The organism is Shewanella marinintestina (assembly GCF_023283845.1).
Lineage (GTDB): Bacteria > Pseudomonadota > Gammaproteobacteria > Enterobacterales > Shewanellaceae > Shewanella > Shewanella marinintestina.
In genome coordinates, this window is sequence record NZ_JAKILC010000001.1 from 1 (window position 1) to 26,947 (window position 26,947).

The window sequence follows — 26,947 nt, forward strand, 5'->3', positions numbered from 1 at the left end:
ATTCGCAGTCAAAGCGAGCTAAGGCTCTGACTGCCAGATAACTAGTAAAATCAAAGGATTATTTATCTTCGCTTCGCGAGGTGTTATAAATAACCTTTGTTTTAAGCGTTAGGGTTACAAGGAGAGTTCCGCATGAAAATCAGATTACTCATTTTATTTACATTAATTATGTCTGGATGCACATCACAAGTGTGGCAAGCCCCAAGTTATGAAGAGAGAGTTACTGGCTTTTATGCCACGCAAGAAAATGCTCTGTTGCTTGTAACAGGTCAAAATTATAGCTATGTATTTGAGGCAAGTGACTTATTAATTAAATCACTTGAAATAAGTCGTACTATTGAATTTTATCCTAGGTATGAAAGCTTCAAACTAGATAAAGAAAATAATGTCAGTGGTAAACTGGAATTAATCACACACAATACGTCGGATAAGCAAACGCTTCGAGAGTTGGGTTTCCCACAAGATGAATATGGAAATATCGATTTAACTTTTAACTTAAGAGGTAAAAGATATAAAGTTGAAGGGAACTATCCTTTTCAAAAGCTTGAAGATGAGCACTACGTTTTGGTTGAAACACCTGAATCAGGACTATCTAAAGCTGGTAAAATTGTAGTTACACCAGGAGCTGTAGCAATCGATACCGTTGCTATCGTTCCTGTTGCTGCTTTTTTTGGAGTGTTGGGTGTTATGAATGAACTTGATCTGTAAGTAACCCTAACAAGGCAATAAAGTCAGATTCGTAACAGTTGGCTCGGTTGCGCTTCGCTACACATTTTAGCCTACAATTACTCACCGCTTATTGCGGCGTTAGGTGCGGCGATTTCCAACATCGCTATAGTTAGCATACCGAGAAAGCTATGGAAGAATATCCAGATGATGTCGATGGAAACATACTGCAAAACCTTGCTGCTTCAGGTTTTGATATGTCCAGACTTCGAGATTTCGAGTTCTTTGTAGATTCCCCTGATGAAGAATCTTCTTACAATATAGAGAAGGAACTCATCAAAGCAGGTTTCTCTACAGAGGTATATTTCGATGAAGGAGAGCTTGAAGAGGGAGAGACTAAAACTGAAGAAAATAAAGAGTTCTGGCCATCATGGACAGTCTATGTATTATCTAAAATGGCTCCTGATTACAATGAAATTATCCGTATTCAAGAAGTTGTAGATGCCATTGCTAAGCCTTTCAACGGGAGGTCCGATGGCTGGGAAATTGAAATTGCAGAAAGCACCTAACAAGCACATGCAATCTGACCTCCGGGCACTGTCACTTTTTTTGCATAAACCCGCAAAAAAGCGCCAGTAGCCTCCGGCAGTTGATGTGGGCGTTATGTGTTTAGGGAAAATTAGGTGGATAATCAACGAGATTTCAGCAGTAGGCTAACATTTGATTTTGACCAAGTAGCCTTAAAAGATTACGCGAAAATAACTAAATCTGTTGTAGCTGAGTTCAAATTAATTCCACACACTGCATTAGTTAATGGTCTTGAAGAAACATTCCAAGACTTTACATTTAATCAATCAATTATTGGTTTAGAGTGGGATATTTGGTCTGGCTATGTGGTCAATGCTAAAAATACGGAAGCTGAAGTTTTATTAGAAAAAATAGCAACTTACATCAGAGTTAACAACACATAACAAGAGACTATGGTGTCAATAGCTAACTTTGAGCTTTTGGCTCTTCCCACATTACACCATCTCTTAGCATCGAATTTAACGTTACAACCATCTTTCTAACGCAGGCAATTATCGCCACTTTCTTTGGTTTTCCTGCAGCCACCAATCGCTGATAAGTTTCTTAAAAATAGGGTTAGACTGAATTGCAGACATCATAGCCATGTATAGAACTGTTCTAACTTGATGCCTTCCTCCCCGAATTTTTCGCATCCCTTTAAACCGCCCACTTTCTTTATTCATCGGGGCAACGCCTACCAAAGCACTAGCCTGTTTACTATTGATGTAACCCAGTTCAGGGAGATTACTAATAATAGAAGCTGCGGCTATTTTCCCGATCCCTTTCATGCTCTGGAGAATAGTGTTTTTAGCTTGGTAGTCTGGACATGACTCTATGAGTTTAACAATCTTTGCCTCTATCTTTTCAATCTGAATCTTGAACGCAGTTAAGACAGGCTTTATTGTCATAGCGAGTTCTTTAGGAAGAATTTGAAGACGATTTTTCTCCATAGTCTGCATGACTAATAATTGGTTACGTCTTGCGACTAAATCGCTCATAGAGCGCATTATTCCTGGCTTTAAGGTTGATAAGGGAGGCTTAATAGCTTCACCATAATGAGCAATAAGTTGAGCGTCTAACTTGTCTGTTTTTGCTCGCTGACCAATAGCACCTGCAAAGCGTTTAACATGAATTGGGTTAGCAATGACAAATGGTAGTTTTGATTCAGCGCAGGCCATTATAAAAGGCATTTCTAACCGACCCGTCGCTTCAATCACAATGCGTTCGAGTTGATACTTCTTTAGTTGTTTAACGGCTTCTTTTATCCCTTTATCATCATTAGTTACGCTAAAAAAATGACCTACTGGACGGATATAAATATCCAGCTGAAACTTGCCAGTATCTACACCTACGTTAATGTTTTGATTAGTTTTTGAATTCATAATAAGCTAACTCTTGCTTGCAAATGCGGGTTCGAGGCCCAGTAGACTATTCGAGTATTTTGCTTGGAGTCCTTTGTCGCGTTCGTTCTTGTTATCGGTCTCTCAACTGAGGAGCCATCATTCAATCGAACTACGACAAGGAAAGCTTTAGTTGCAGCTAAAGCCTGGGTCTCACATTACCCGAAACAGGGAATCATTTGTAAATTAGGTGGGTTTATTATCCATACAAGTCATTAAAGCAGGACAAAAAACAGTTGGTTTTTGCTCCTTCGTCGCTTATTTTAACCAACTATTTTATTGCCTCTTAATGACGCGTTATAAGGAATTCAAATTGGCATATAGTAAAACTTTATCATCGGACGCCGACATTGCTTTTATAGAGGTATCAGGTTGGGACGAGCCTGGAATAGCTTTTAGCACTTCTAAAATAGAAAGCCTGCTGAGCCAACTTAAGGTTGTTGGTGACGATATGATTTCTAGTAAAGATGGAAAAGCGGGCGAAGCTCTTTATTTTATTGAGTCAGAATTACACTCACTTCTTCGTTCAAGTAAAAACATGAAGTCAAGTAGCTAGTTCCGTATAACAATGCGCTTAACAGGACAAATAACAGTTGGCTGTTTGCTCCTGTATCGCCTACTTTAGCCAACAATTATTTGCCCATTAGCTGGGCTACATGGACTCCCCTTTGTCAAGCAATAGTAATCACACAACAACAGTGGATCTGACAGCAGCTCTACATTCGGCGTTTGATTAGCTTGCTGCCTAAACAGCTTTTGGCTATCGCCCTGATGATTTGCGCTTGAGCAAAGATCTCATTCGTTAAACAGTATTACTTTCTCTTTCAAGAAAGATGTACTTCCCAACTAACCAGATTCAATCGCTCTCGGTCTGACCGTGTTATCGTCAATTGCTAATGCGTCGACTCGGTGGGGTTAACCGTTTGGGTTAATCCTTTTTACGTTTTTACATAGTTAACTTGGTACTCTTGTCCTGATTGCAATAATGACCAAATTAACCGTGCATTTTTAGCTGCCAAAGCAATGACAGCTCTTTTGAAACCTCTTCGCTCGATAAGGGCTTTAATCCATAAACTAGTTCTATCCATTTTATTGGCACAGTTTGCGATGACAGCGCGAGCACCATGGATTAGCGAGGTGCGGATATGCTTCTCACCGCGTTTACTTATTCGACCTAGTGTTGGCTTTCCGCCAGTGGAATACTGCTTCGGCACCAAACCTATCCAAGCTGCAAATTGGCGGCTAGTTGAGAAGTGTTTTGCATCACTGACTGTCGCGACTACTGCTGTTGCGGTAACTTCGCCAATACCTGGTATGGTCATTAACCGCTTAGCGTCTTTCATCTGGTTAGCAAGGGCATAGAGCTTTCGGTCAGACTTTAATATGTCTTGGTTTTGTTGTTTTATGCTCAGCCATAAATCATGGAGTAGTTCGCGGGCTAAATCAGGCAAACCGTTCTCAGCATCCTCGAGAATTTCAACAATATGCTTTTGAGCAGGATAACGACCTTTAGGCATAATAATACCAAACTCGGATAGTAAGCCACGTAATCGGTTTATCATCGCCGTACGGTCTTTGATTTGGCCTTGTCGAATGCGGTGTAGGCATAAAACGGCTTGTTGCTCTTCGCTTTTAATACAAACAAAGCGTGTTTTTGGTCTAGTCACTGCCTCACAAATGGCTTCAGCATCATTGGCGTCATTCTTTTCACTTTGGCGATAAGGAATAACGAATTTAGATGCCATGATACGTACGTCGTGGCCGTATTTTGTAAACTCTCTTGCCCAGTAGTGAGCGCCAGAACAAGCTTCCATCCCGATAATACAGGGTGGAATGTTAGCGATTTTCTCTAACAGCTTGTTTCTTTTAACTGTTTGCTTTAGTTTAGTTTTACCGTATTCGTCAACACCATGAATACTAAAAACTAATTTGGCTAAATCGATGCCAATTGCTTTAATTAAGGACATATGGACTCTCCTTGATTGAATGTTTGCACTTTCAATATGGCACATAGTGGCCAATTGGTAAGGGGAGTCCATATCATTCGTTATATGCCTTTAGAGGATTGGAGTAAATTTGATATTAAGGATGATACATATTGGGTTGTGTAACTCAATTATGCACTGGAAAAGTAGCTCTAAAAATCATGAGAAGGCTGCCTTTCTAGTAATATTTGGTTCAACCTTTTATTTGTGGTCAATATCAACAATTGTACTATTTAAAATGGGTGTAGAAGCTCCTTATTCTGGTAACTTTAAATATTCATTACCAATTGCAAGTATCGTCTTAGCCTCAATATTTAACTATTACTCCTTTAAACATATAAAAAGTTATCGTCACACGTTAAAAGCTTATAGAAATTTACCTAAGTCTTTAAACTATATAATTAATTTAATAGCTGTTCTGTTTGTTTTTGGTAGTCCAGTAACATACATTCTGGTAACCTCAGCTGTAATCGGCATATAACAAGTCGCTCAAAGTGGACGCAAAACAGTTGGCTTGTGCTCATTCTTCGCTAATTTTAGCCAACAATTTTGCGTCCGTTAGCAAGGCGTTGCCACTTATCTGATTGCCATAGCTTTCCTAATGCCAAGAGTCATTTTCACAGCTTAAACTCTAACGCATTCCTGTCCAAAAACATTTTTAGCGTTAAACTCAATTAGCTTCAATGCCAACTAGCCAACTACAGCCATCGCTTTATTTTGAAAAACCAGAAGGTAGCGGCTGCGCTGGCAAACATGAGGGCTATGGACCATGGGTAGCCATATTGCCAATGCACTTCAGGTATATTGGTAAAGTTCATACCGTATGTACTTGCTATTAACGTTGCAGGAAGAAATACGACGGCTGCAACAGAGAAAATTTTGCTGATTTTATTTTGTTGTAAACCAGTAAAGCCCATGGCTGAATCCATAAGAAAGTTCAGTTTTTCAAATAGAAACTGGCTATGGGTTATTAATGAGTCGATGTCCGACAGCATATTGCTTATGTCATTCAGTGCATTGCTAGGCAACTGATCGTGATAATCCCGCAGCATGTAGTTTAGTGTGCGCTGCGTATCGAGCAGGTTTAAACGAACTTTGCCATTCTTGTCTTCTTTTATTGTGATGAGTTTAAACACGTCATCGATTTTTTCATTATCGAATACCTCATGACCGACATTTTCTAAAGCACTATAGATCTCTTCTGTGAGATCCGCCAAATGGGCAACTTTTACTTTGAAAAGCTGGATGAACAATTGTTGTGGCAACATGTTGGCCGGAGGCGTTTTCTGTAGGAAACTTAAAAAAGAGTTTATTAAATGCTCATCATCGTCACGCATACTTATCAGAAAATGGGCTCTGAGATTAAAATAAATATTAACAGAATCTAAGCTCTGTTCGGACTTTTGGCTGAATAGGGAATTTATGTGTAAACCATCTTTATTCTGATAAAAACGGGAAGAAGCCTCAATCTCATTCTTATCTTCCCTATCGGGTACGGCTTCCGTAGAAAAGCCTGCTAACCATTGTCTCTCACTTTCAGTAGGCCTTGTGATATCTAGCCATATGGTCGTTTCAGGTAAGGGTTCGTTGATATTGACTAATGTCGTAGTGACTTGTTGGTGTGCGAAGCAATATGCAGTAATCATTTTTTCCCCATTACAATGAGTAACTATTTATCGAAATAGTCGAAACCGATAATTAATGTTAGTCAATGACTGCCAAGGGATTGCAATAGTTAACGATGTTTTGCTTCTAAATAGGCGTGAGCTTAACCTATGTGTTGCTTTATAAGCGTGTAGCAATGGGATTAGGGAAGTGCGCATATTTACAAAGCTATGCATAAGGAGTGGAATTAATCGTTGGGGGGAGGGTGTCGGTTGGCTAAAAGATTTAACGTTAAAGGGGTGTTATTTACAGCGACTTCTGGTAGATTTGAAACAACTGTTTAAATCCATCGTTTAAGAGAGCTTTATGAACCCATATAACGCCCCATTAGCAGAGATGCGCTTCCTACTTGAAAAAGTGTTTAACGCACCTAAAACTTGGTCTGAAATGCCAGCAATGGCTGACTCAGTGGATATGGATACAGCAGCAGCTATTTTAGATGAAGCTGACAAAATAAGCCGTGAATTGATTCATCCTATAAACCGAAGCGGCGATGAGCAAGGCGTACGTCACGAAGCTGATAAGGTGATCACACCTGATGGCTATAAAGCGGTATACGACCAATACGCGGAAGGTGGTTGGGTTGGTCTTTGTGGCGATCCTGAGCTCGGAGGCATGGGCATGCCTAAGATGCTTGGCGTATTGGTAGATGAAATGGCTTACAGTGCTTGTAATGCCTTTACGCTTTACGGCTCATTAACCGCTGGTGCGGCACTGGCTATTCATGCTCATGGCACTGAAGAAATTAAACAGCAATATTTACCTATGCTATACAGCGGCGAGTGGTCTGGGGCGATGGATATGACAGAGCCACAAGCAGGTTCTGACTTACGTAATATTCGTACTAAAGCTGTGCCTAACAACGATGGTAGCTATAACATTACTGGCAGTAAAATCTTTATTACTGGTGGCGACCATGACTTAACCGAGAACGTGATCCACCTAGTGCTGGCTAAATTACCTAATACCAGTGGTATTTCACTATTCTTAGTCCCTAAGATTAAGGTAAATGACGATAACAGCCTAGGCGAAGCAAATGGTGTCACTGTTGGCTCAATTGAACACAAAATGGGTCTTAAGGGCTCTGCAACCTGTGTGATGAATTTTGACGATGCTGAAGGTTATCTCATTGGCAAGCCTAATCGAGGGCTTGTATGTATGTTTACCATGATGAACTACGAACGTTTGGCGATTGGTATTCAGGGGCTTGGGACGTCACAAGCGGCTTATCAAATGGCGGCTGATTATGCTAAAGAGCGTATTCAAGGTGTTGCAGCTGGAGGGTCACCTACAGGGGCCGCTGCCGATCCGATTATTGTTCATGGCGACGTACGTCGTATGCTATTAACCATCCGCACTTTAACTGAAGCTGGCCGAGCACTTTCAGTTTATACAGGTCAACAGTTAGATTTAGCAAAGTACTCAGATAATAGTGATGCAAAAGCTAAAGCAAGTCGTTACGTCGGTTTGTTAACGCCAGTATCTAAAGCCTTTTTAAGTGATCGTGGCTTAGATGCAGCAATCATGGCGCAACAAGTATTTGGTGGCCATGGTTATATTCGTGAAACCGGTATTGAGCAGCTTGTACGTGATACCCGTATTGCCCAGATTTATGAGGGCACTAACGGTATTCAGGCAATTGATTTCCTAGGTCGTAAAGTGACTGGTGATAATGTTGCGGCGCTGAATGAGTTTGTTGCTGAGCAAGTCGATAATATTAATGGTTACAACCATGTCACTGATAGCGACAAAGCGAAAGTGTTAGCTTTACTAGAAAACTTAATTCAGGTCGCTAATCATGTGAACGATAATAAGCTGAAGCAGCCGGGTTTAATTAACTCCTGTGCCGTCGACTTCTTAGATGCGTTTGGTTACACCCTTTATGGTTGCTTCTGGTTAGCCATGGTGGATGCGGCGAATGATCATGAAGATGCTAACTTTACGCTACAAAAAACACAGTTAAGTCGTTTCTATCTTGATAAGCTATTAGCAAAAGCTGATTTCCATTTATCGCAAGTTGCACACGGCGATTTATCAATTATGCAGATGGACGAAAGCCTATTCTAATTGAGTAAAGCTTAATTTGGTGTAGAAAACGATCAAAAACGCCACTCCTAGAGTGGCGTTTTTATTGACAACTTAACTCTGTATCGTTTTAATTACGGCGCACTATTTTCAATTATAGATTGTAGTAACAATACGTTAAATGGCCTTATTTCAGCCTCTTTAACAGCAGGACTATAACCATTTTCTAATACCACAAAGGCTTGAGTTAGTTTGCCGTCTTGTTTGATGTAACCTGCTAGGTTAGATACGCCCATCATAGAGCCTGTTTTTGCTAGAACATTTCCTTTTAATGGTGCGCGCCGATAGTCGCGACGGTATTCTAGAGTGCCTGTTTTGCCCGCAACAGGAAGACTATCGATTAAATACTGAAACTTTGGATCTTTTTTTATCAGTAATAAAACCTGCATTAATTGTTCTGCACTTAGAAGGTTGTAGCGTGATAGGCCAGAGCCATCAATAATATTTGCAGTACTAAGATCAACTCCTAACGCGCCGAGAATAGTTTGCATCGCTTTACTGCCATTTGTAAATGACCCAGCTACGCCGTATTCATATTGGCCTAATCGCTTTAATAAACTGTCTGCAATTAAATTGTCAGATTTTAATAGCATCTTACTTAGCAATTCAGATAAAGGCTTAGATCTATGCTCTGCGATTAACAGGGTATTTGTTGGCCTCTTGCTTGTTAGTAAAATATCCCCCTTGAGGGAGATGCCATTGTTATTAAGCAGTCTTTGCAATGTTTCTTGTGCATAGCGCGCAGGATCAGAGATCGCAATTGCAAGATTTAATGGTTTGGTACCTGCAAAACATCCGGACAGAATATATTGGTTGTTGGCTTGCCTTTGTAAATCAAGCTCACAAAAATCTTGTGAGCCAAGCTTATCAAACACTGCACTGTTAGTGATCGTAACTGGCTCAAACTGGCTAACTGTAAGTTCACTACGTTCATCAGCAAGAGTAGGGGAAAGAGTGGCTTTAATACAGTTTTGATTAATCACATAGCGCGATACTGGTGCAGCGTAACAAATCCCTAAATCATCCCAAACCCAGCCCGGAGCTTGCATTGATTCTTGTTGTTCACCAACAAGATAAAGGTTTCCATCAATATGATTTAAGCCTCTTGCTTTTAAATCTTTTAAAAGCGCGTTTAAATTGTCGCTAGTTAATGTTGGGTCGCCATCAAATCGAATGAACACGTCTCCTTCAATTCGTTGGTTACTTATGCCAACAAAGGCATCTATCTGCGTTTTAAATCGAAAGTCTTTACCAAGTGCTGCTGTCGAAGCGACAGCAGTTAATACTTTCATAGTACTTGCTGGAATAAATAGCTGTTTAGGGTTATTCCGAAAGCTAGATTTGGGGGCGGATAAAGGACTAACAATGACCGCCGTTTGTGAAGTCTCTGGTTTTATTATGCCAATGAGATTGGTTAAATAATCGTTGGCCATTATGGGTAGAGGCGCCACTAATAGTGCGATGCTTGCTGTGATGGCGCGAATGTTTAAACTGATGTTCAAAAGCCGTTCCTTGCTAGTATGTTTAATTGTTCCTTAATAAAAGAGCTTAAGCGATTAAGGCTTGTGCTCTTGCGGATTAGTGTTGTTAGTCTCGAGGATCAATTGAGTCGTCTTTTTCCATAAGGCGATAAAGACGCAAGGTGACAAATAATACTAGTCCAAAAAACAATGGCACAACAAATATGCCTAACTGTGCTTTAAAATGAAAGATGGCCCAAGCGCCAAGAAGCACTGCAGCTAAGGTTAGCAACGTCTTAAAATTCATTAATGGTTCCACGGACGTAAAAATAGTCGCTCATATTAACAAACTACCGCCCCGAGTTCAGTGATAGCTTGAACAAACAGTAGGGGCTAGATCACAAAAAATACAGGCGTTTTAGCGCTACCGATATGACTAAATAAATGCCTAACCGCGCAAGAAGCCAGCTAAATCGAGCGCTAGAGACCGTTATTGAGAGAAAAGCCTTGCCCAAAGGCGGTTAAATCGGTAATTTCTATGCCCTTATCTAGGAGGATCTTTAATGCCACATATAAGAGTTAGCGGAATTCCAGAAATGGCTGTCGCAACGCTGAGTAGAAATTTACTCGGGGCATTAGCCGACATTTGTCAGGCAAAAGTGGAATCTTTTATTCTCGACTGGACTGGAAATCGCAATTATCGAAACGGCGTAATCGTTAATGATATTGCTCAAGTCGAAGTATTATGGTTTCCCAAAGATCCCAAAACACACCATCGTGCAGAAAAGGTTATTCGCGCAGCCGTATTAGAGGCTTATCCCAACGCGAAGCATGTCGTAGTTATGTTTAGGCAGCTAGAACCGAGCACATATTATAAAGATGGTCAGCACTATTAAGGAGAGAGCCTTGCTGAGTAAGCTAGGTGGCATACCGCTACAACCAGATTCGCTTTCGTGGCTACTAACGCCCAAAGCGCTAAAAGCTGAATTGTTATCTCGAATTGCAAATGCAACGCATTCTATTTATATCGCAGCGCTTTATTTAGAGGATGACGAAGCCGGTAGAGAAATACTGGCGGCGTTAATTGCTGCTAAGCAGGCTAATCCACAACTTGACGTTAAGGTGCTGGTTGATTTTCATCGCGCTCGTCGCGGGCTCATTGGCCATAAAGGTGATAGTGGCAATTACTTTATGTATCGTAAAGTAAACGAAGCCGCTGAACATAAAATTGATATTTTAGGTGTACCGGTAAAATCCCGAGAGTTTATGGGGGTGCTGCACTTAAAAGGTTTTGTCATTGATGACGCCGTTGTTTTCAGTGGCGCGAGTATCAATAATATCTACCTTCATCAAGACGATAAATATCGCTTTGATCGCTATCACGTGTTGGAGTCTGCTGAACTTGCGCGAAGTATGCGTGAAATGATCCAGACATATATCGCTAGCGATGTTGCTGTTAGCTCGCTGACTCAGCCAAAAGAAACTGAGCATTTACCGTCTAAAGCTGAAGTAAGTAGTCTTAAACATCGTCTATCTAAAGCTGAATACGAGTTTAGTCAAACCAAAATTGGTAACCGTGTTACACCGTTAGTTGGCTTGGGCCGTAAGAAGAACAAGTTAAACAAGGTGATTGTTGCACTGGTTGAAGAGTCTGAAGACGCGCTGTTCATCTGCACGCCTTACTTTAACCCACCTTACATTTTAGTAAGAGCGTTAGCGAAACACCTTCGTAAAGGCAAAAGAATCGATATTGTTGTTGGTGATAAAACCTCTAATGACTTCTATATTCCGCCTGAAGAAGAGTTTTCAACCATTGGTGCTTTACCATACATGTATGAGCAATCACTGCGAAAATTTGCCAAGCGTCAACAGTGGGCGATTGAAAACGGTCAGTTAAACATTCACCTTTGGAAAGATGGTCGCAATAGCTTCCATTTAAAAGGAATAAGTGCTGATGGCAAACGTCACTTAATCACTGGTAGTAACTTGAATCCAAGAGCTTGGGCATTGGATTTAGAAAATGGATTACTTGTTCAAGATGATAGCGAATGTTGGAAAGAGAAGTTTGAACAAGAACAAGCGCATATTCTTGAACATACTGAGCGTTTGTTCCATTACAGCCAAATAGAAACATTACATAATTATCCAGCACCAGTACGCAAGATTATGAAACGGATAAAACGACTTAAAGCAGACTTTTTATTAAGACGTATACTCTAAGTTTGTTTGAGTCATTGAGAAAAGCCTGCCATGTGTAGGCTTTTTCTTTATAAGGTTTTCCTCGTTGAAAACAGTGCCACTAGGTTAAGCTCCAATGAATTTACAAAAGCACGCAATACACCATTTATATGATTATCGTAAAGCTATTTCATCCAGGCCGTTTACTGCTAGAGGTAAAAATGTGGTTCGCTGTCAGTTATGTTTACTAGCGGAACACCTGTGTACCTGTAAACTGCGTCAATCAGTGGGCAGCAAATTGGCTTTTATGTTGATTATGTACGACGACGAAGTCCTTAAACCAAGCAATAGTGGTAGGCTTATTGCTGATGTTATACCTGATACCCACGCTTTTATTTGGTCACGCAGCGAACCTAATCGTAAGATGCTTTCTATCATTAACGATCCAAAATATCAGCCCTTTGTTATCTTTCCCGCTGAGTACGCCAGAGAAGGGCAACCGGTGGTTACTGATGTTACAGCGGGGCACATAGGAGCTGATAAAACACCATTGTTTATTTTGCTAGATGGTAGTTGGCGTGAAGCGATTAAGATGTTTAGAAAGAGTGAATATTTACACCATTTGCCGCTGTTTTCATTTTCGCCTGAAACGACCGCCAGTTACGCATTAAGAAAAGGCGCCCGTGACTTTCAGCTTGGTACGGCTGAAGTCGCAAGCTTAGCGATAGCCGCGGCAGGTGAACCTGACAATGGTGCGGTACTTGAAGCTTGGTTTGCGCTATTTGTGGAGTCATCTCTACATGGCCGCAGTCGTAATAATCGCGATCCTGAGAATATCACTAGGTTAGCGGCGCAATTGGAGCAATCGCTGCTGCAAGCGACTAAATATTTATAAAACTTAACTTGGGATCCGCCAATCCAGTATTTCAGAGCGGAATGAACTCCTACCTTGCAAGTTGTTGAGTTTGTAATTATTTACGCTAAGATGATTACAGACTCACGATTAAATTAAAATGTTAAGGAGTGCAATGCTGCAATGGAATGTAGGCTTATCTTGGGGCGAACTGAATATACTCAATCCGCCCTCAGCGACTAAGAATAGTCGTCATGACTCGAGACCTTCTCTCCAACGCACTCTTGCTGCAAGGTTACCCGATGCACTAACTGCTGCGCCTTTGCTTACGGTGTTCTTCATTGCTGTTCCATTAATTACAGCTCCATTAATAACTGCGCCCTTGATTACTGGCTCCGTCGATGACGCTGACTTAGCGACAAACCTTTATCACTTTAACCAAACGCAAAGTACTAACAGTCAGCAAGAGATGATCCAGTCTCAATCAGTCGCTATTTTGTTTACGCCACTCACTGCAATACCGGCAGCTCAGCATCATGTACACCGAGCGCTTTATGCGAGGAAAAGCCGCTATAAAAGAGGGCTAATGTGTAAAGATAAAGGTTGGGAGTTTTGTGCGACCTGGGCGACAAGCGGGCGAGCGCCCGGCAGCCGAATAGCTTAACTGATATTTTTACCCATCAAAAAAGCAAGCTCTGCGACGTTACTCACGTCCATTTTTTGCATCACTTTTTGCCTGTGTAGCTCTAACGTGCGCTGAGCAATATTTAACTCGGCTGCAATCACTTTATTAAGCTTTCCTTCTAATACTTTCTCCATCACTTCATGCTCTCTAGGCGTTAAGGTATCAAGCTTTGTTGTTAAAGCCTGTTTAGCGACGGAACGCTGCATATTTTGTTCGCTAATAGAAGCAGCCTTCTCCAGTGAAATAACCAGCTTATCGCCATCAACAGGCTTTTCGAGAAAGTCGAGCGCACCTTTTTGAATAGCCTGAACAGCCATTGCAATATTACCGTGACCGCTAAGCATGATCACAGCAATAGGGCTGTTTGCTTGTACCATGTGAGATAACAAAGCACTGCCATCCATGCCAGGCATTTGAACATCTAAAATGGCGATAGCACTTTGCTGTAAATCGACAGCTGTTAGAAATTCATCAGCTGATAAAAAGCCTTGAGGTTGGAAACCTAAACCATTGAGCATCCAAGTTAATGAATCTAATACGTCTTGATCATCATCAACTAAATAGAGATTACTCATGTGTTTGCTCCTTAAGTGGCAAAACAATACTAATGGTTAGCCCGGCAAACTGAGTATTTTCAGTCATTACTTGGGGCTGTATGTTATTCATCGCTTTTATCTCGCCGTGGTGCTCTTCGATAATTCTTTTGCAAATAATCATACCTAGCCCTAAACCATGCTCTTTGGAGGTTTCGAAAGGGAAAAACAATCGCTCCAGAGCAGCCTCACTCAAGCCGCTACCGCTGTCTGTAAAATTAATATGCACTTGGTTATGTTTCATCTTCAGAGTGATGGCTAGACTTGGTTCAGTGCAGTTCTCCATGGCATCCAGCGCATTACGGATAATATTGACAAAAACTTGCTGCAACAAACTCGCATCGGCAGTTAGCTGAATAACCTCTGTGGTAAGCACAGGCGTTAGGTTCATTCGTTGAAACTCTGCTGACATTAAGCTCAAGGTCTCGTCTAAAATTTGATTCAGGCTGCATAGCGTCATTACGCTTGGTTGCTGACAAAAGTATCTAAAGCGCTTAATGGTTGATTGCGCTCTATCAACTTGTTGTAGGGCCTTCGTCATCGCTTCCTTAAGCTCGGTTTGGTTGTCAGATAAGCGATAGATACACCCTTGAGTCAGATAACGGATCCCTGCCAAAGGCTGGTTTAGCTCATGGGCGATCCCGGATGCCATTTCGCCGGTCAATAACACTCTTTGGGCACGATAAAATTGTTTGGTTTGCTCTAATAACGCTTGCTCAGTTTGTTTGTGTTGCGCAATTTCGGCTTGCAAGTCGCGTGTGCGCAGCACCACTAATCGTTTTACCCTTAAATGATGGATAAAGCCTAAAAGTAATATCAGCGTAATGGCGATGCCTACGGGGAGGGCACTCTTAAATATTGAGGTCCAATTGGTCACAAAAGGCCATTGCTGCAACTGTTTTAGTAGTTTGAATACCTCGCTGTCGTTAACCGTTGCTGACCAGGCTTGATAGCGGCCAGTGATTGCAGCGTTTGATGCAGGCTCAATCGATAACAGTGAACGTATTACCTTAGTTGCTAGCTGGTGGTCAGTTTTACCTAACTTTGACAAGGAATAGTATGGGTATAATTGGCTTGAACTCTGACATTTAAAACCAGAGTTTGGCTGAGTCAGTACAACTTGCAAGCTGTCCTTTGGGATATTGCCGGCTGCGATTGCATTTTCAAGGACACAGGTGGGTAAAATAGCTATGTCAGCCGTGCCATCTAACACTTGTTGCAATAATTTTTGTTGTGGAAAACCAGCAAACTTGAGGCTGTTAAAGTCTTTAAAGGGATTCAACCCGTTTTGCGCCATCTCACCGGCATAGATTTGAAAACCACCAAATGCATTGGGATCACTCGACACTGCATTTAAAACCCTTAAGTCATTAAAGTTGCTTATCTGGGTGCCTTGGCGGGTAATAAGCGCTGAACCTACCGCCTCGGTGGGGTTACTCTTATTTAATGGGATAAGTGTCAGGATGCTGCTGGTGCCATAATCCTTTTTATAACTGACAGCAGTGAGGGCATTAGTGATCAGAAAATCAAATTTTCCCAAGGATACATCATGTTCGAGTTCACTCGGTGGCAATGCAACAAGCTCAAATGATCGCTGAAGATCAAGCTCTAGCTTTTCAATGGTTGGCCGCCAGCGTTGCTCGACCTTTTCAGGTTCAGTGAAAGCAAGTACACCGATTCGAATTGGTTGTTGCACATCAGCATATGAATAACTGCAAGCTAACAAGCAAATGCTACTGACTATCTTAGGGAGTTTTCTAAACATGGTTATCTTCAAAAGCACATCGCTTATCTATTATGCGCTATTGTCGAAAAGCCTGATGAAAAACTCATAAGTAAATTGAGGTTTATCACAGTTTACTTATGTATGCGGAAAACCGTTAGATAAGCTAAGACGGGGATTCGTTATAATTATAAAGCAATATTCCCGATTTTATTACCACCTTCTAGTACCATATTCTATTAATTATTATACTTTTATTTTATGTTGACGTTATTAACAAGGCTTTATGTACTGAAATAATAAAAGTCACATAATGTAAATGCTATAAAACTAGGCCAGAATTCTCATAATGACCTACACCAGAGTGACTAATAACAATGCTTGCCGTTTTAAGGCTGTTCAAGTCTATAATTATTGAAACCTTTTGACTCAGTTTTATCTCCCACATAGTTTAAAAACCAAACGGCCTCAAAGTCAGGGTTGTTATCTGCATAAACTAACGCTTCATCTATTGGCATTAAAAATAACGCTGTCGAAATAATGTCAGCATAAATTTGATTGTTCTGCATAACTAATGTCGCGGAAACGCCAGTTGTTTTTGGTTTTAAAGTTTTTGGGTTAATAATATGATGGTACTCTTTACCGTTAACACGGTAATAGCGCAAATAATTACCACTTGAAACAACAGTTATATCTTGTCCAGTTATAACTTCATGATATAAATCTTCAAAATTCTGACATTGCGGTAGTTGGTTATTATATTTTTTGCATATTGGGTTTTCAATTGCAGTGGTGAAGTTTCGTCCTTCTGGGTGCACGCCATAATGTCGAATGTTACCACCAGCGTTGATCATAAAGTTATTAACGCCATCTTCTTTCAATTGCAGATAGACCATTTCTGCCATCCAGCCTTTAGCAATACCACCAAGGTCAATGCTCATACCGGGTTTAAGCTTGACCGTATTGAGCTCAGTATTGAGAGAGATATCGTGAATGCTCGTTAAGTTAGCAACATTGTTAAGCTCAGCATCTGATGGGATTTGGCATTTATCTTGCTCCTTTCTCTCACCTTTACATTGCGCCCGATAACCTCGCCAAAGATCGATTACCGGGGATAAGGCGATATTAAAGTAGCCATTGGTTTTATCATGCCACTCGATACTAGCAGCTAACAAATCGGTTAATTTTGGATCTATTTGATGGGTTTTATCCGGATTGTTATTGATGCTTTTTATATTAGTCACATGAGGGTAAGTACTATAATTGGACGCTAAGTAGTGGTATTTTTGAACCACATTTAATGCATGGCAAAGTGCCTCTTCAATATTTTTATTATCCTTATCATAAACATCGATACTAATGGATGTTCCAAAGTACTTTAAAGTCGTTAAATTAGTTTTTGATTGGTCATGAGTGATAATTGCATTACCTTCACAGCGATATGGTTCACCATTAGTTGCGACTTTTATGATATTGAAGTCTGGTGCTATAGGCTGGTTAATCTGCTCAGCTTTGACACAGCCAGTTATAGATAACAGAGTTAAAAAGACAATTGATTTATTCATGTAGACTACTTGGTTATGCGGTGGATATATTATGAGTAACACAGATTGAACTTAAATATTATTGACTCAGCAGCTTAATGTTACCTGGATCAAATTAATCGTATTGCATGTATTCAATTGCGGTTTTCCGCAATTGTTAGTTAATTTAAAACTCTTATTCTTGCCCTCAACGATATAACTCTTGAAGGCATTCACAATGAAAAGCTTAATATTATTCAAAAAATCATTACTTAGCACCGCAGTATTAGTGGGCACTATGACCTTAGTGGGTTGTGCAAGTTCAGTACCTGCAGGTAAGTACGCAGATGGTATCCATGACGTATCTGCTAAAGGTAAGAAAAGTGTCATTACGCTAACAGTTGAAGTCAAAAATGGTCATATCGTTGACGTTAAGACCAAGTCACACAAAGAAACCGAATCTCTCTACCTAAATGCTGAGCGACTACTACCTAAGGTGCTAGCGAACAACGGTCATGAAGGTATTGACGCAGTATCTGGTGCAACTTACTCATCAAATGGCATTTTGGAAGCGATTAATAGTTTGCCACGTGCAAACGGTAGCAAGCCTGAGTTTGTTGCTGTAGGCGCAAAAGATGATTCTGCTGATGAAGATTTCAAGCTTAAGTGGTCAATTCAGCCACAGCTTGGCTTGCTAAAGGGTGATTATTATTACCAAGAAGCGCGTTTCCGCCAAGGCCACATGGGTAGCGTAGCGATTGTTACTGAGTTGAATAACACCAATAACGTTATTTTTGCTGAATTTAATGAAAGCGGCCGTCCTAATTATTACACCCGTTTATACCAAGACGTGCCTAAGCGTATGTCTGAGTACAACTTCTCTATGGGTAAGAAAAAGGGCACCGCATGGGTGCAGTCAGCTTTGACCATGGAAAAGTTAATGGTTGAACAAGATAAATTAACTTTTGAACTTAATCCTGATTTCGACCCAACTCTTGGCAATAAATTAAAAGAACCAAACCGTTTGAAGTATGCCGGTATCGATGTCATTGCGGGCGCATCTAACAGTATCCAACAGTCTATGGTGCCGTTAACGGCAAAGATCCACGCACAAATCAATGGCGAGGGTACCCATGAGCGTTTTTATCAACATGCTGAAAAGCTAGTTGATGCTAAAGGTAACTGGACGGGTGTGACAGCAATGCTACGTATCGTCGTCGATAGCCAAACTAAGCAAATTACTAAAGCTCATTACGACGAAATCTTTGCTGATGAAAAAGCACAGATAAAAGATGCGTCACAAAAGAAATTCTATCGTCAATCTAAGTATGAATCTATCAACTACGTAGAGCCTGCTCGCATTGGCTTTAATGTGATGATTGATGCCTTAAATAGCCACTTACAGCAAGGCGGTTCATTATTCTTAATCGACGACCTTCCAGCTACTGGTGACACAGGTAGCTATGCCGCTACTGGTTTTACTAAGCGCTCAAATGCTTGGGATAACTACTTAGCGCAAGCCGAAATTTTATACACGCAAATGCGCCAAGACGGCGTGATTGTTAAACACAGTAAATAATCCTGTTGTTTGTGACGGTGCCTGCGAATACAGGCACCGCAGTTAAAAATTTATAATTAGATTAAGAGACAAAATGATGAAAACAGTAAAATTAACCTTAATTGCAGCAGCGGTACTTGCTTCTCCAAGTGTTATGGCTGACGCGTATGATTTTTATGGCCGTATCGATTACTCAGTAACACATTCTGATAGTGGAAGTGCAACCCATAGCGGTAAAAGCGGCACGATTCTAGAAAACAACTGGAGCCGCTTAGGTGTAAAGGGCAATGCAGCCTTAAACGAAGATTTCACCGTATTTTATCAAATTGAAGTGGGTGTTAACGGCGCTAGCGAAGGTAAGAACAACAATCCTTTCTCAGCACGACCAACTTACCTAGGGATCAAGCACTCGAGTGCTGGTCAACTTGCGGCAGGTCGTATCGATCCAGTATTTAAGATGGCAAAAGGCACATCTGATGCAATGGATATGTACTCGATGAAGCATGATCGCTTATTTGCTGGCGACAAGCGCTGGGGCGATTCACTTGAGTACAAAACGGTAAAATGGAATAAGCTACAGTTTGGCGCCAGCTATATCCTAGAAGACAACTATTATGCTGAAGATGACGTTCGCCGTGATAATGGCAATTACCAAGTCGCACTAACTTATGGTGATAAGCTATTTAAAACCGGTGATGTTTATTTAGCTGCGGCATACACAGATGGCGTTGAAGACATCAAAGGTGTGCGTCTGGTTGCGCAGTATAAATATAACAACTTAATGCTTGGTTCTATGTACCAAAGCTCTGAAGTTGTGAACCCTAATAAAGATAACTGGCAGCAACGTGATGGCGATGGCTTTATCATTAGCGCTAAATATCAAATTGATAAGCTAACGCTAAAAGCGCAATACGGCCAAGATGATTCTGGAACAGGTGTTATTGCTAACCGTGTTTACGACAAGTTAGGCGCAGCAGCTACAGAAGTGCCGGAAGTATCACAATGGGCCTTAGGTGCTGAATATCGTCTATCTAAGTCGACGCGTGTACACACTGAAATTGGTCAGTTTGATGTAAAACAATACTCTGATTTTGACGACACTATCGCGAGCATCGGTTTTAGAATCGATTTCTAAAATCGAGCTATTTAGTTAGTTGTTTAGAACTATTTAAAGTAAAAATTTGCTCCTAGAAAGTGTGCAAGGATGGGCACTTTCTATTCTACTTCTACATCCTCTTCATCTCCAGATCCATTTTTATACCAACAAGCTAAACTCACAACATCATTGCTCGTGGTTCAATCTAGTTAGGTTTATCTTATCTTTAATGATTCCGTTCTAGTGCTCCAATTCTATTCCATCTGCAAATGACACTGATTATTCTTAGGCGTTAGTTTATAGAGTATTCAAATATTTTAAGGTCAGGATTGTGCCATCACGAGCGATAAGAATCCTAAGTTTGTCGACTTAAGCAATTTACTTGCAGTGTTTGTTTCATTGCTCTATGCACTGATATTTTAAAACCAAGCTTAGAAAAATAGTGCTGAAGATACGTTATATTTAAGCCTGTCTTTATTCACCTTTATGACTATGAACTCACTTTTGTTAAAAATATCTCGGGATTATATTTTGCTAAATGACTTATTATGCAAGAAAGTGAGTATGGGTAAATCCTTTAAAAGAACTCAGAAATCCTAGCGAGTCAGTTTTATGAGGATTGATTAAAAGTGTGGATTGGCCATGTAATCAAACGATAGCTAGCAATTTGATACTGTATGGGACTCAGTATACGACTCAGGGTCATAACTAGAAGTATAAAAGTTAATCGCATGACATTGGATAGAATGATCGTTAATACTATGAGAGTTAGCAGGGCTACGCGAGTTTATGCGGTTTGCTTGCGTATTATCCATACTCACTCGCTTCATTTTATTTGCGCGTTAAGATTTGAACACTATTATTTGAGCAATGTATTTCATTCAGTAAAGAACAGTCACAAACATCAGCGGCAATGCTCGTTGGTAATCACAAACTGCGGTATCATGCACCTCCTGCAGTTTGTCTATGGTCCCAAGGTAAAATGAAAAATCCTGCCGATGATTTTATCGCTCCTCCGTGTTCTGAAGAGATCACAATTCTTTATCAAGATGAGCATTTATTACTCATAAACAAGCCTTCAGGTTTATTGTCATTATCCGGTAAACATCCGGCAAATCTCGATTCAGTTCATCATCGTCTCGTGAAAGACTTTCCTGGTTGTTCGCTGGTGCACAGGTTAGATTTAGGTACTTCAGGCATCATGCTTATCGCACTCAATAAAACGATTAATGCACTTTTGTGTAAGCAGTTTAGTGAGCGCAATGTACTTAAGCGTTACACCGCTTTGTTAGCTGGCACAGTTAACCAAGAACATGGTCGAATATCGGCAGCAATCGCTAAAGACAAGCCTAATTTCCCAATGATGAAGATATGCGAACTAGAGGGTAAGCCTGCCCATTCGTTATTTGAGGTTATTGGTAATGAAACGCTTTCAATCGCTACGGACTGCTCATTGCAAGTGGACTCATTGCAAGGAGTAAGCTTATTGGAAGCCGTTAACTTAGATTCTCCAGATAATCGTAATGAATTGGCATTAACAAGGGTAGAGTTAACGCCAGAAACAGGGCGTACTCATCAACTTAGAATTCACTGCCAATATATGGGGCACCCTATTATAGGTTGTGACTTATATGGCACTCAGGCAACTTATCAATTGGCCCAAAGGTTGATGCTGCATGCCACCAGATTAGAGTTTGATCATCCGATTAGTGGCGTAAGAATTCATGGTTACAGTCCATGCCCATTTTGATGTTCAGTTATAACCTTTATTTTAGCCTATTAGTCTAATCTCTAAGTCTAGTCTTTCATTTAAGTCTGGTATTCTGTGCGCTATTTAAGTTGTCTATCTATTTGAAGCGCATCCTTTACGGTATATATCTACAGCAATCCTCTGCTACTTAGTTTTACCTTGTTCATCAATTGTTACAACAACGACGATGCCTAAATCAGTATACGCTGCCACTGCTGTTAATGTTTTGTTATCTTAAGCATCCATATCCTCTTTGGGTTTTAGTGTGTACTCATATCTGAAAACAACAAAGCTAAAGGGTTAACCAGCACTAGACTCATGTCTGGCTGCGGATTATACGGATCACAAGACAACAGGAAATCGATATGTATCGAATAGTCACCGCGACTCTCGTGTCGCTGGCATGTGCAGCTAGCTATCAAGCGCAGGCAAATGAATATGTACTCAGCAAAGTCGCAAAACCCATTTCTCAAAGCGTAGCACTGACTTTAGATCCTAATAAGGATGATTTTTTCGGTAACACTTCAATTAAGCTTGAAGTACTGAGCGCGACTCAACAGTTACAGCTTAATGGTGTGGCGTATTTACCGAGTAATATTCAATTAGCAGGTGCGAAAGACTGCAGCATGACATCTAAGCAATTAGAAACTGGAATTGTATTATTTAACTGTGCTCATGAAATTACTCCAGGCCAATATACTTTGTCGATGGACTTCGAAGCGCCTTATAACAGGCAATCTGTAGGCCTCTATAAAACAATGGATGGCGGTTTACCGTATCTATTTACTCAGTTTGAAATGAGTGATGCTCGTCGTGCGTTTCCTGTTTTTGATGAGCCGGAATATAAAATTCCATTTCAAGTAACGATCACAGCGCCTAAAACAGACAAGGTATATAGCAATACCCCAGAAACAAAAAACAACGACTGCAGACAATATGACAACCCATGTTTTTGCTGAAACGAAACCACTATCAAGTTATTTGGTGGCTTTCGCAGTCGGTCAGTTTGAAGAGATCCCTGTGTCTGGAATGAAAGTACCAGGCAGAGTCATCACCACTAAAGGCAAAATAGAGCTAGCGCAATATGCTGCGAAACAAATGCCAATTGTATTAAGTGCGCTTGAGGAGTACTTCGGTGTGGATTACCCCTATGCCAAACTTGATACAGTGGCTGTACCTGAGTTTCCATTTGGTGCGATGGAAAATGCCGGTTTAATTACTTATAGAGAAGATATTCTCCTTCTCGATGAAGCTACAGCTAGCCAAAACAGCAAAGAGCGTGCGGTATCAATTATTGGTCATGAGCTTGCTCATCAATGGTACGGTAACTTAGTGACAATGCAGTGGTGGAATGACCTATGGTTGAACGAAGCCTTTGCAAGTTGGATGGCGGCAAAAGTCACCCATCAAACGCACCCGGAATTTGAATCTAACCTATCATTGTCAAAGAACTATGTGATGGCACTAGATTCTAGAGTATCAACTAAGCCTATTCGTAAACCGATTAAAACAGAGGCCGACATCATGGATGGTCTTGGACTTGCTTATAACAAAGGTGAAGCGGTACTTGATATGGTTGAAAATTATATTGGGGTTGACGCTTTTAACAAAGGTATTCGCCAATATATAAAAGATCATGCATATAAAAATACCGAAGCAGATGATCTATGGAACGCGCTAAGTAAGGCGTCAGGTAAAGATGTCGGAGAAGTGTTAAGTACCTTTATCGAACAATCTTCTTATCCCCTGATTAATGTGTCTGTTGATGGTAAACGACTCACCTTAAACCAACAACGTTTTGTCACTGCTGGTACAGACGCGCCAGCGCAGCGTTGGACTGTACCCGTTTCAATTAAGTACGGTAAAGGTAATACAGTAAAGCAAACAACTGTATTACTTGAGAAGGACAGCCAAACTTTCGAACTGGCTTTTGCACCAGAATGGGTTTATCCCGATGCCGATGCGATGGGTTATTACCGCTGGTTACTAGATGAAATTCAAATGACTCAGCTGCTTAACAACGCAAAATCAAAGCTATCAGTGCGTGAAAGAAAGGCGTTAGTTTCAGCGGCTGATGCCTTATTAGATGCAGGCTTCGTCAGCGGCGGTGAGTTATTAAATATACTGGGCGAGTTTATTGATGATCCACATCCTGAGGTCGTTTCAACTGCGCTGGGTTACTCACAATCACAAAAGGGGACGTTTATCGATGAAAGTAATAAGCAAAAATGGGCGAAATTTATTGCAGCCCGTGCTCAGAGTGCCATAGATAAGTATGGTCTAGAAGTAAAGGCAGGCGAAAACACTGCTGTTAGCAAGTTAAGACCAACACTAGTTCAATTACTGGCATTTGAAGCAGAAGATAGAGCAACGATAGCGACTGCGACAAAAGAAGCGAAAACCTATTTATCTGGAAGCGATAAGGTTGATCCTTATTTAATTGGCACTTATTTGACGATTGCTATCTACAATGGCGATAGTAGGTTACTCAATCAAGCTAAACAGGTTTTTGAAACCACCAAAGATCCATTGAAACGTACTCGTTTAATGATGGCACTCGGTTATGCGCCCACAGAGGAGTTGCAGTCTGATGTTCTGGCCTACACGCTAACGGATAACATAAAAGCACCAGATCTACGATATATCTTAGCAGGCCAAGACTATAGCAAAGAACGCAAGCAACGATTCAGAAATTGGGTTTATGCTAACTATGCTGAAATTAAAGATAAACTTCCGCCATTTGCTGTTGCTAATATTCCTTACTACACAGGTTCTGGTTGTGAGGCTGATGCATTGATTAAAACAGAAAATTTCTTTAAGCCTAAGTTAGCAACCACACCCGAGTATGGCCGCACCTTGGCTAAACTTGAAGAAAGCGTTAATAACTGTGTCGCATTGAAGCAACGAGAGCAGGCAAGTGTAGAAGCGTATCTGAATAGATTATGATCAGATAGCGCCTAATAAAATAGACTCATGTGTTAATTTAATCTATTTAAACTCAACGAGTAATGAAAAGGCCTGTATTATAGCAGGCTTTTTTATATGTCTAGATTTACAAAATATAATTTACGTGCGCATAAGCATTTAAGCATTTAAGCATTTAAGTATTAATAAATTATAGAATATAAAGACCTTAGATTAACTTAACGACAATGATTAGATAGTCGATTTTATAGCTGGTTTATAGCAGTTTGTATAGAGTATGGGGAAACACAGTTCCCAACGGAAATCTGAGATAAGCCAGTGCGTAAGCTATTGTTTAATAATAACTATACTCACCGTTTTGATACTTGTGACCTTGATGCTATGATACTTAGTGGAGCGCCTACTTCTCTAAATAATGTATCTTTTATATTTATTGCAAGGTGAATTTTTAAATTTTTATACCCATTTAATATGGAAGCTTTTACAACAAAGTTACTAATATGGAAAGAGGCATATATTATAACTAGTTAAGATACATTATCACAAGGTTATAAAACTACAGTTTTAAATCAGTTAACGAAGTTGTTAAATAGGAATAGATTTATGTCAATAAGGTCCAAGGAATTATTACTTAAGCGCATAAGTAGTTAGCGATATAAAAAATAAAAATAACTAATTAGTGATTACAACTTATCTTTTAGCACTGATATTTATGACTTAAGCTTTAGAGCTTATAATGTTTGCCTGACGATCTAATTTTATTAGCTTAATTCTTGATTAACATAAGTTTGAAGCATTTATGTCATGTTTAAGCTTAGAATAATCATCATCAATTTATAGCTAACCTCTAAACACAAAACTCTCATGTTTAAACTCTTGTTACTCTGAATGTTTGCGCTACTGTAAATTGAATTGTCATAAAATGGCTAAGCGAAAACTAAACATAAGTATATCGCTAAGATTCAAATTCTAGTCTTTAGGTTTCAAGTAGTGGCGAAGAGAACGTGGGTCGGTGTGACCGGTTCTGCCCATTATGTACAAATGATCTTTATCATTTTCATGCAGCTGAGTCACACAACCACTACGTAAACTATGCGCACCGTAAAACTTAGAGTTAAGTCCGGCTTTATCGCAATACTTTTTGATCATTTGATAAATATCATCACCGCGCAGAAAGCCTTTACCCACTTTCGGTTTTAGCAACTGGTAATCTCTTAGGTTATTACCATCACGACTCAAAGATCTGAAAAGGTGTCCTTGCGTGATCCCTGTGGTATCGATCCATTGCTTTACAATTTCATAGGCTGAAAAAGTTTCGTCCTTAGGAAGATCTTTCCATTCCCTTTGTCCTTGCTGATTGCTTTTGGAGTAGGGCAGTCTGACTTTTAATTTATCCCTTAAAAAACTTAAGTGTTCGACTTTTACCTCTGCTAATTCTGAACGGCGAAATCCACCTTGCATACCAAGTTGTAAAATTGCTTTATCTCTTAGGCGGGTGAGTTGCTGTGGTTGCTGATCGATGACCAACAACAACATTTCTAATTCATCATAAGTAATAGGTTGCTGATCATAGTCAGAGATCTGTCGATATTGATTTCGCATTAAGCCTCGCATCACTCGAACAACTAAAGGGTGTTCAGTTGGAGAATGATAACCTGCTTGGATATGAAAGAATCGAATCGCAGCTAAACGGGTATTGATTGTTTGTTTAGACAGCTGGTGGCCATTTTTTTCTTGGTACAATTCTTTTTGATGACCGATAAAGGAAATGATACTTCTAGGGTCAGCAGGTAAGTGGCTTAAACCATGTTGCTCGCAGTAGGACTGAAATATTGAGAAACTAGAAGAGTACACTCTTTTAGTGTTTTCAGAGATCTCGTATTGGGTTTCTTCAGCTGCACTTTTATAGTCATCTAAAATAGAAACTGGTAGTTGTTGTTCTTGAAAGAACTTTTCATCGCTTGTAGAAGCGGGCGAACCTCGGCTAAAAACCTGATTTTGGAAAGATGTTATAGCGGATTTCATCAGAGTTTGGCCCTTTTAGCGAACTTTCAACATGAATAATAAACATACAAATTAGACTAGTTTGCTCCAGATCTGCAGCTGACAGCAGTTTAATAACAATATCAACGCCTACATCAACAAGCTATGCTGGTGGATAAACAAGCTAAATCGAGCGATATTTTACCTAAAATCGCTATTTTCTACCAGTGATAATCGTCATTATCACTGGTA

The 26,947-nt window shown here is 40.3% G+C and carries 20 protein-coding genes and 2 pseudogenes; 13 read left to right on the forward strand and 9 right to left on the reverse strand.

Annotated features, from left to right (window positions below; all coding sequences use genetic code 11):
• Positions 1–132 precede the first annotated feature (132 nt).
• The 3 genes from L2747_RS00005 to L2747_RS00015 all read left to right on the forward strand — a co-directional run bounded on the left by L2747_RS00005 (position 133) and on the right by L2747_RS00015 (position 1,637).
• Positions 133–708: a hypothetical protein gene (locus L2747_RS00005; RefSeq protein WP_248997097.1), complete on the forward strand. Its 576-nt coding sequence runs from the start codon at positions 133–135 to the stop codon at positions 706–708.
• Positions 709–857: 149 nt separating this feature from the next.
• The gene (locus tag L2747_RS00010; protein WP_248997098.1) at positions 858–1,235 is read left to right on the forward strand and encodes a ribonuclease E inhibitor RraB; all 378 of its coding nucleotides are present in this window, start codon (positions 858–860) and stop codon (positions 1,233–1,235) included.
• 114 nt (positions 1,236–1,349) lie between these two features.
• On the forward strand, positions 1,350–1,637 hold the full coding sequence (locus tag L2747_RS00015) for a hypothetical protein (RefSeq protein ID WP_248997099.1): 288 nt from the start codon (positions 1,350–1,352) through the stop codon (positions 1,635–1,637).
• Between the two features lie 22 nt (positions 1,638–1,659).
• Here the strand turns inward: L2747_RS00015 and L2747_RS00020 are convergent.
• Positions 1,660–2,615, reverse strand: a pseudogene (locus L2747_RS00020) (IS110 family RNA-guided transposase).
• A 331-nt stretch (positions 2,616–2,946) separates the two neighbouring features.
• Here L2747_RS00020 and L2747_RS00025 point away from each other — a divergent pair.
• On the forward strand, positions 2,947–3,189 hold the full coding sequence (locus L2747_RS00025; RefSeq protein ID WP_248997100.1) for a hypothetical protein: 243 nt from the start codon (positions 2,947–2,949) through the stop codon (positions 3,187–3,189).
• A 382-nt stretch (positions 3,190–3,571) separates the two neighbouring features.
• Here the strand turns inward: L2747_RS00025 and L2747_RS00030 are convergent, their stop codons facing one another.
• Both L2747_RS00030 and L2747_RS00035 read right to left on the reverse strand, forming a co-directional pair.
• Positions 3,572–4,600: an IS110-like element ISSpi2 family transposase gene (locus L2747_RS00030; RefSeq protein ID WP_248997101.1), complete on the reverse strand. Its 1,029-nt coding sequence runs from the start codon at positions 4,598–4,600 to the stop codon at positions 3,572–3,574.
• A gap of 716 nt (positions 4,601–5,316) precedes the next feature.
• Positions 5,317–6,264, reverse strand: a complete 948-nt coding sequence (locus L2747_RS00035; RefSeq protein ID WP_248997102.1) for a magnesium and cobalt transport protein CorA — start codon at positions 6,262–6,264, stop codon at positions 5,317–5,319.
• A 325-nt stretch (positions 6,265–6,589) separates the two neighbouring features.
• Between L2747_RS00035 and L2747_RS00040 the strand changes: the two genes are divergently transcribed.
• Entirely contained in the window at positions 6,590–8,350 is a 1,761-nt protein-coding gene (locus L2747_RS00040) for an acyl-CoA dehydrogenase family protein (protein WP_248997103.1), read from the forward strand.
• 92 nt (positions 8,351–8,442) lie between these two features.
• On the opposite strand, the gene dacB is transcribed toward L2747_RS00040, so the two are convergent.
• Both dacB and L2747_RS00050 read right to left on the reverse strand, forming a co-directional pair.
• Entirely contained in the window at positions 8,443–9,870 is a 1,428-nt protein-coding gene (dacB, locus tag L2747_RS00045; protein ID WP_248997104.1) for a D-alanyl-D-alanine carboxypeptidase/D-alanyl-D-alanine endopeptidase, read from the reverse strand.
• A gap of 85 nt (positions 9,871–9,955) precedes the next feature.
• Positions 9,956–10,135, reverse strand: coding sequence for a hypothetical protein (locus tag L2747_RS00050; RefSeq protein ID WP_248997105.1), 180 nt, complete (start codon positions 10,133–10,135; stop codon positions 9,956–9,958).
• Between the two features lie 256 nt (positions 10,136–10,391).
• Between L2747_RS00050 and L2747_RS00055 the strand changes: the two genes are divergently transcribed.
• From L2747_RS00055 to L2747_RS00070, 4 genes are all read left to right on the forward strand, one after another.
• On the forward strand, positions 10,392–10,724 hold the full coding sequence (locus L2747_RS00055) for a DUF1904 family protein (protein WP_248997106.1): 333 nt from the start codon (positions 10,392–10,394) through the stop codon (positions 10,722–10,724).
• A 10-nt stretch (positions 10,725–10,734) separates the two neighbouring features.
• Positions 10,735–12,048 (forward strand): CDP-diacylglycerol--serine O-phosphatidyltransferase, encoded by a 1,314-nt coding sequence (pssA, locus tag L2747_RS00060; RefSeq protein ID WP_248997107.1) that lies wholly within the window; start codon positions 10,735–10,737, stop codon positions 12,046–12,048.
• A 94-nt stretch (positions 12,049–12,142) separates the two neighbouring features.
• Positions 12,143–12,901 carry a tRNA-uridine aminocarboxypropyltransferase gene (locus L2747_RS00065; RefSeq protein WP_248997108.1) on the forward strand — a complete coding sequence of 253 codons (759 nt, stop codon included), beginning with the start codon at positions 12,143–12,145 and terminating at the stop codon, positions 12,899–12,901.
• A 133-nt stretch (positions 12,902–13,034) separates the two neighbouring features.
• Complete coding sequence (locus L2747_RS00070) at positions 13,035–13,523, forward strand: hypothetical protein (protein WP_248997109.1); 489 nt, start codon at positions 13,035–13,037, stop codon at positions 13,521–13,523.
• On the opposite strand, the gene L2747_RS00075 is transcribed toward L2747_RS00070, so the two are convergent.
• The 3 genes from L2747_RS00075 to L2747_RS00085 all read right to left on the reverse strand — a co-directional run bounded on the left by L2747_RS00075 (position 13,520) and on the right by L2747_RS00085 (position 17,425).
• Positions 13,520–14,119, reverse strand: coding sequence for a response regulator transcription factor (locus L2747_RS00075; RefSeq protein WP_248997110.1), 600 nt, complete (start codon positions 14,117–14,119; stop codon positions 13,520–13,522). The two genes, L2747_RS00070 and L2747_RS00075, sit on opposite strands and share 4 nt — an antisense overlap.
• Entirely contained in the window at positions 14,112–15,902 is a 1,791-nt protein-coding gene (locus L2747_RS00080; RefSeq protein ID WP_248997111.1) for a sensor histidine kinase, read from the reverse strand. The genes L2747_RS00075 and L2747_RS00080 overlap by 8 nt, the downstream gene beginning before the upstream one ends.
• Before the next feature lie 347 nt (positions 15,903–16,249).
• Entirely contained in the window at positions 16,250–17,425 is a 1,176-nt protein-coding gene (locus tag L2747_RS00085) for an FAD:protein FMN transferase (RefSeq protein ID WP_248997112.1), read from the reverse strand.
• Positions 17,426–17,621: 196 nt separating this feature from the next.
• Here L2747_RS00085 and L2747_RS00090 point away from each other — a divergent pair, with 196 nt between their 5' ends.
• From L2747_RS00090 to L2747_RS00105, 4 genes and pseudogenes are all read left to right on the forward strand, one after another.
• A complete protein-coding gene (locus L2747_RS00090; protein ID WP_248997113.1) occupies positions 17,622–18,962 on the forward strand; it encodes an FMN-binding protein in 1,341 nt (446 codons plus the stop codon).
• A gap of 73 nt (positions 18,963–19,035) precedes the next feature.
• Complete coding sequence (locus L2747_RS00095; RefSeq protein ID WP_248997114.1) at positions 19,036–20,076, forward strand: porin; 1,041 nt, start codon at positions 19,036–19,038, stop codon at positions 20,074–20,076.
• 943 nt (positions 20,077–21,019) lie between these two features.
• On the forward strand, positions 21,020–21,787 hold the full coding sequence (locus L2747_RS00100; protein ID WP_248997115.1) for an RluA family pseudouridine synthase: 768 nt from the start codon (positions 21,020–21,022) through the stop codon (positions 21,785–21,787).
• A 365-nt stretch (positions 21,788–22,152) separates the two neighbouring features.
• Positions 22,153–24,733, forward strand: a pseudogene (locus tag L2747_RS00105) (M1 family metallopeptidase).
• Positions 24,734–25,681: 948 nt separating this feature from the next.
• Here the strand turns inward: L2747_RS00105 and L2747_RS00110 are convergent.
• On the reverse strand, positions 25,682–26,737 hold the full coding sequence (locus tag L2747_RS00110) for a tyrosine-type recombinase/integrase (RefSeq protein WP_248997116.1): 1,056 nt from the start codon (positions 26,735–26,737) through the stop codon (positions 25,682–25,684).
• Positions 26,738–26,947: the final 210 nt, after the last annotated feature.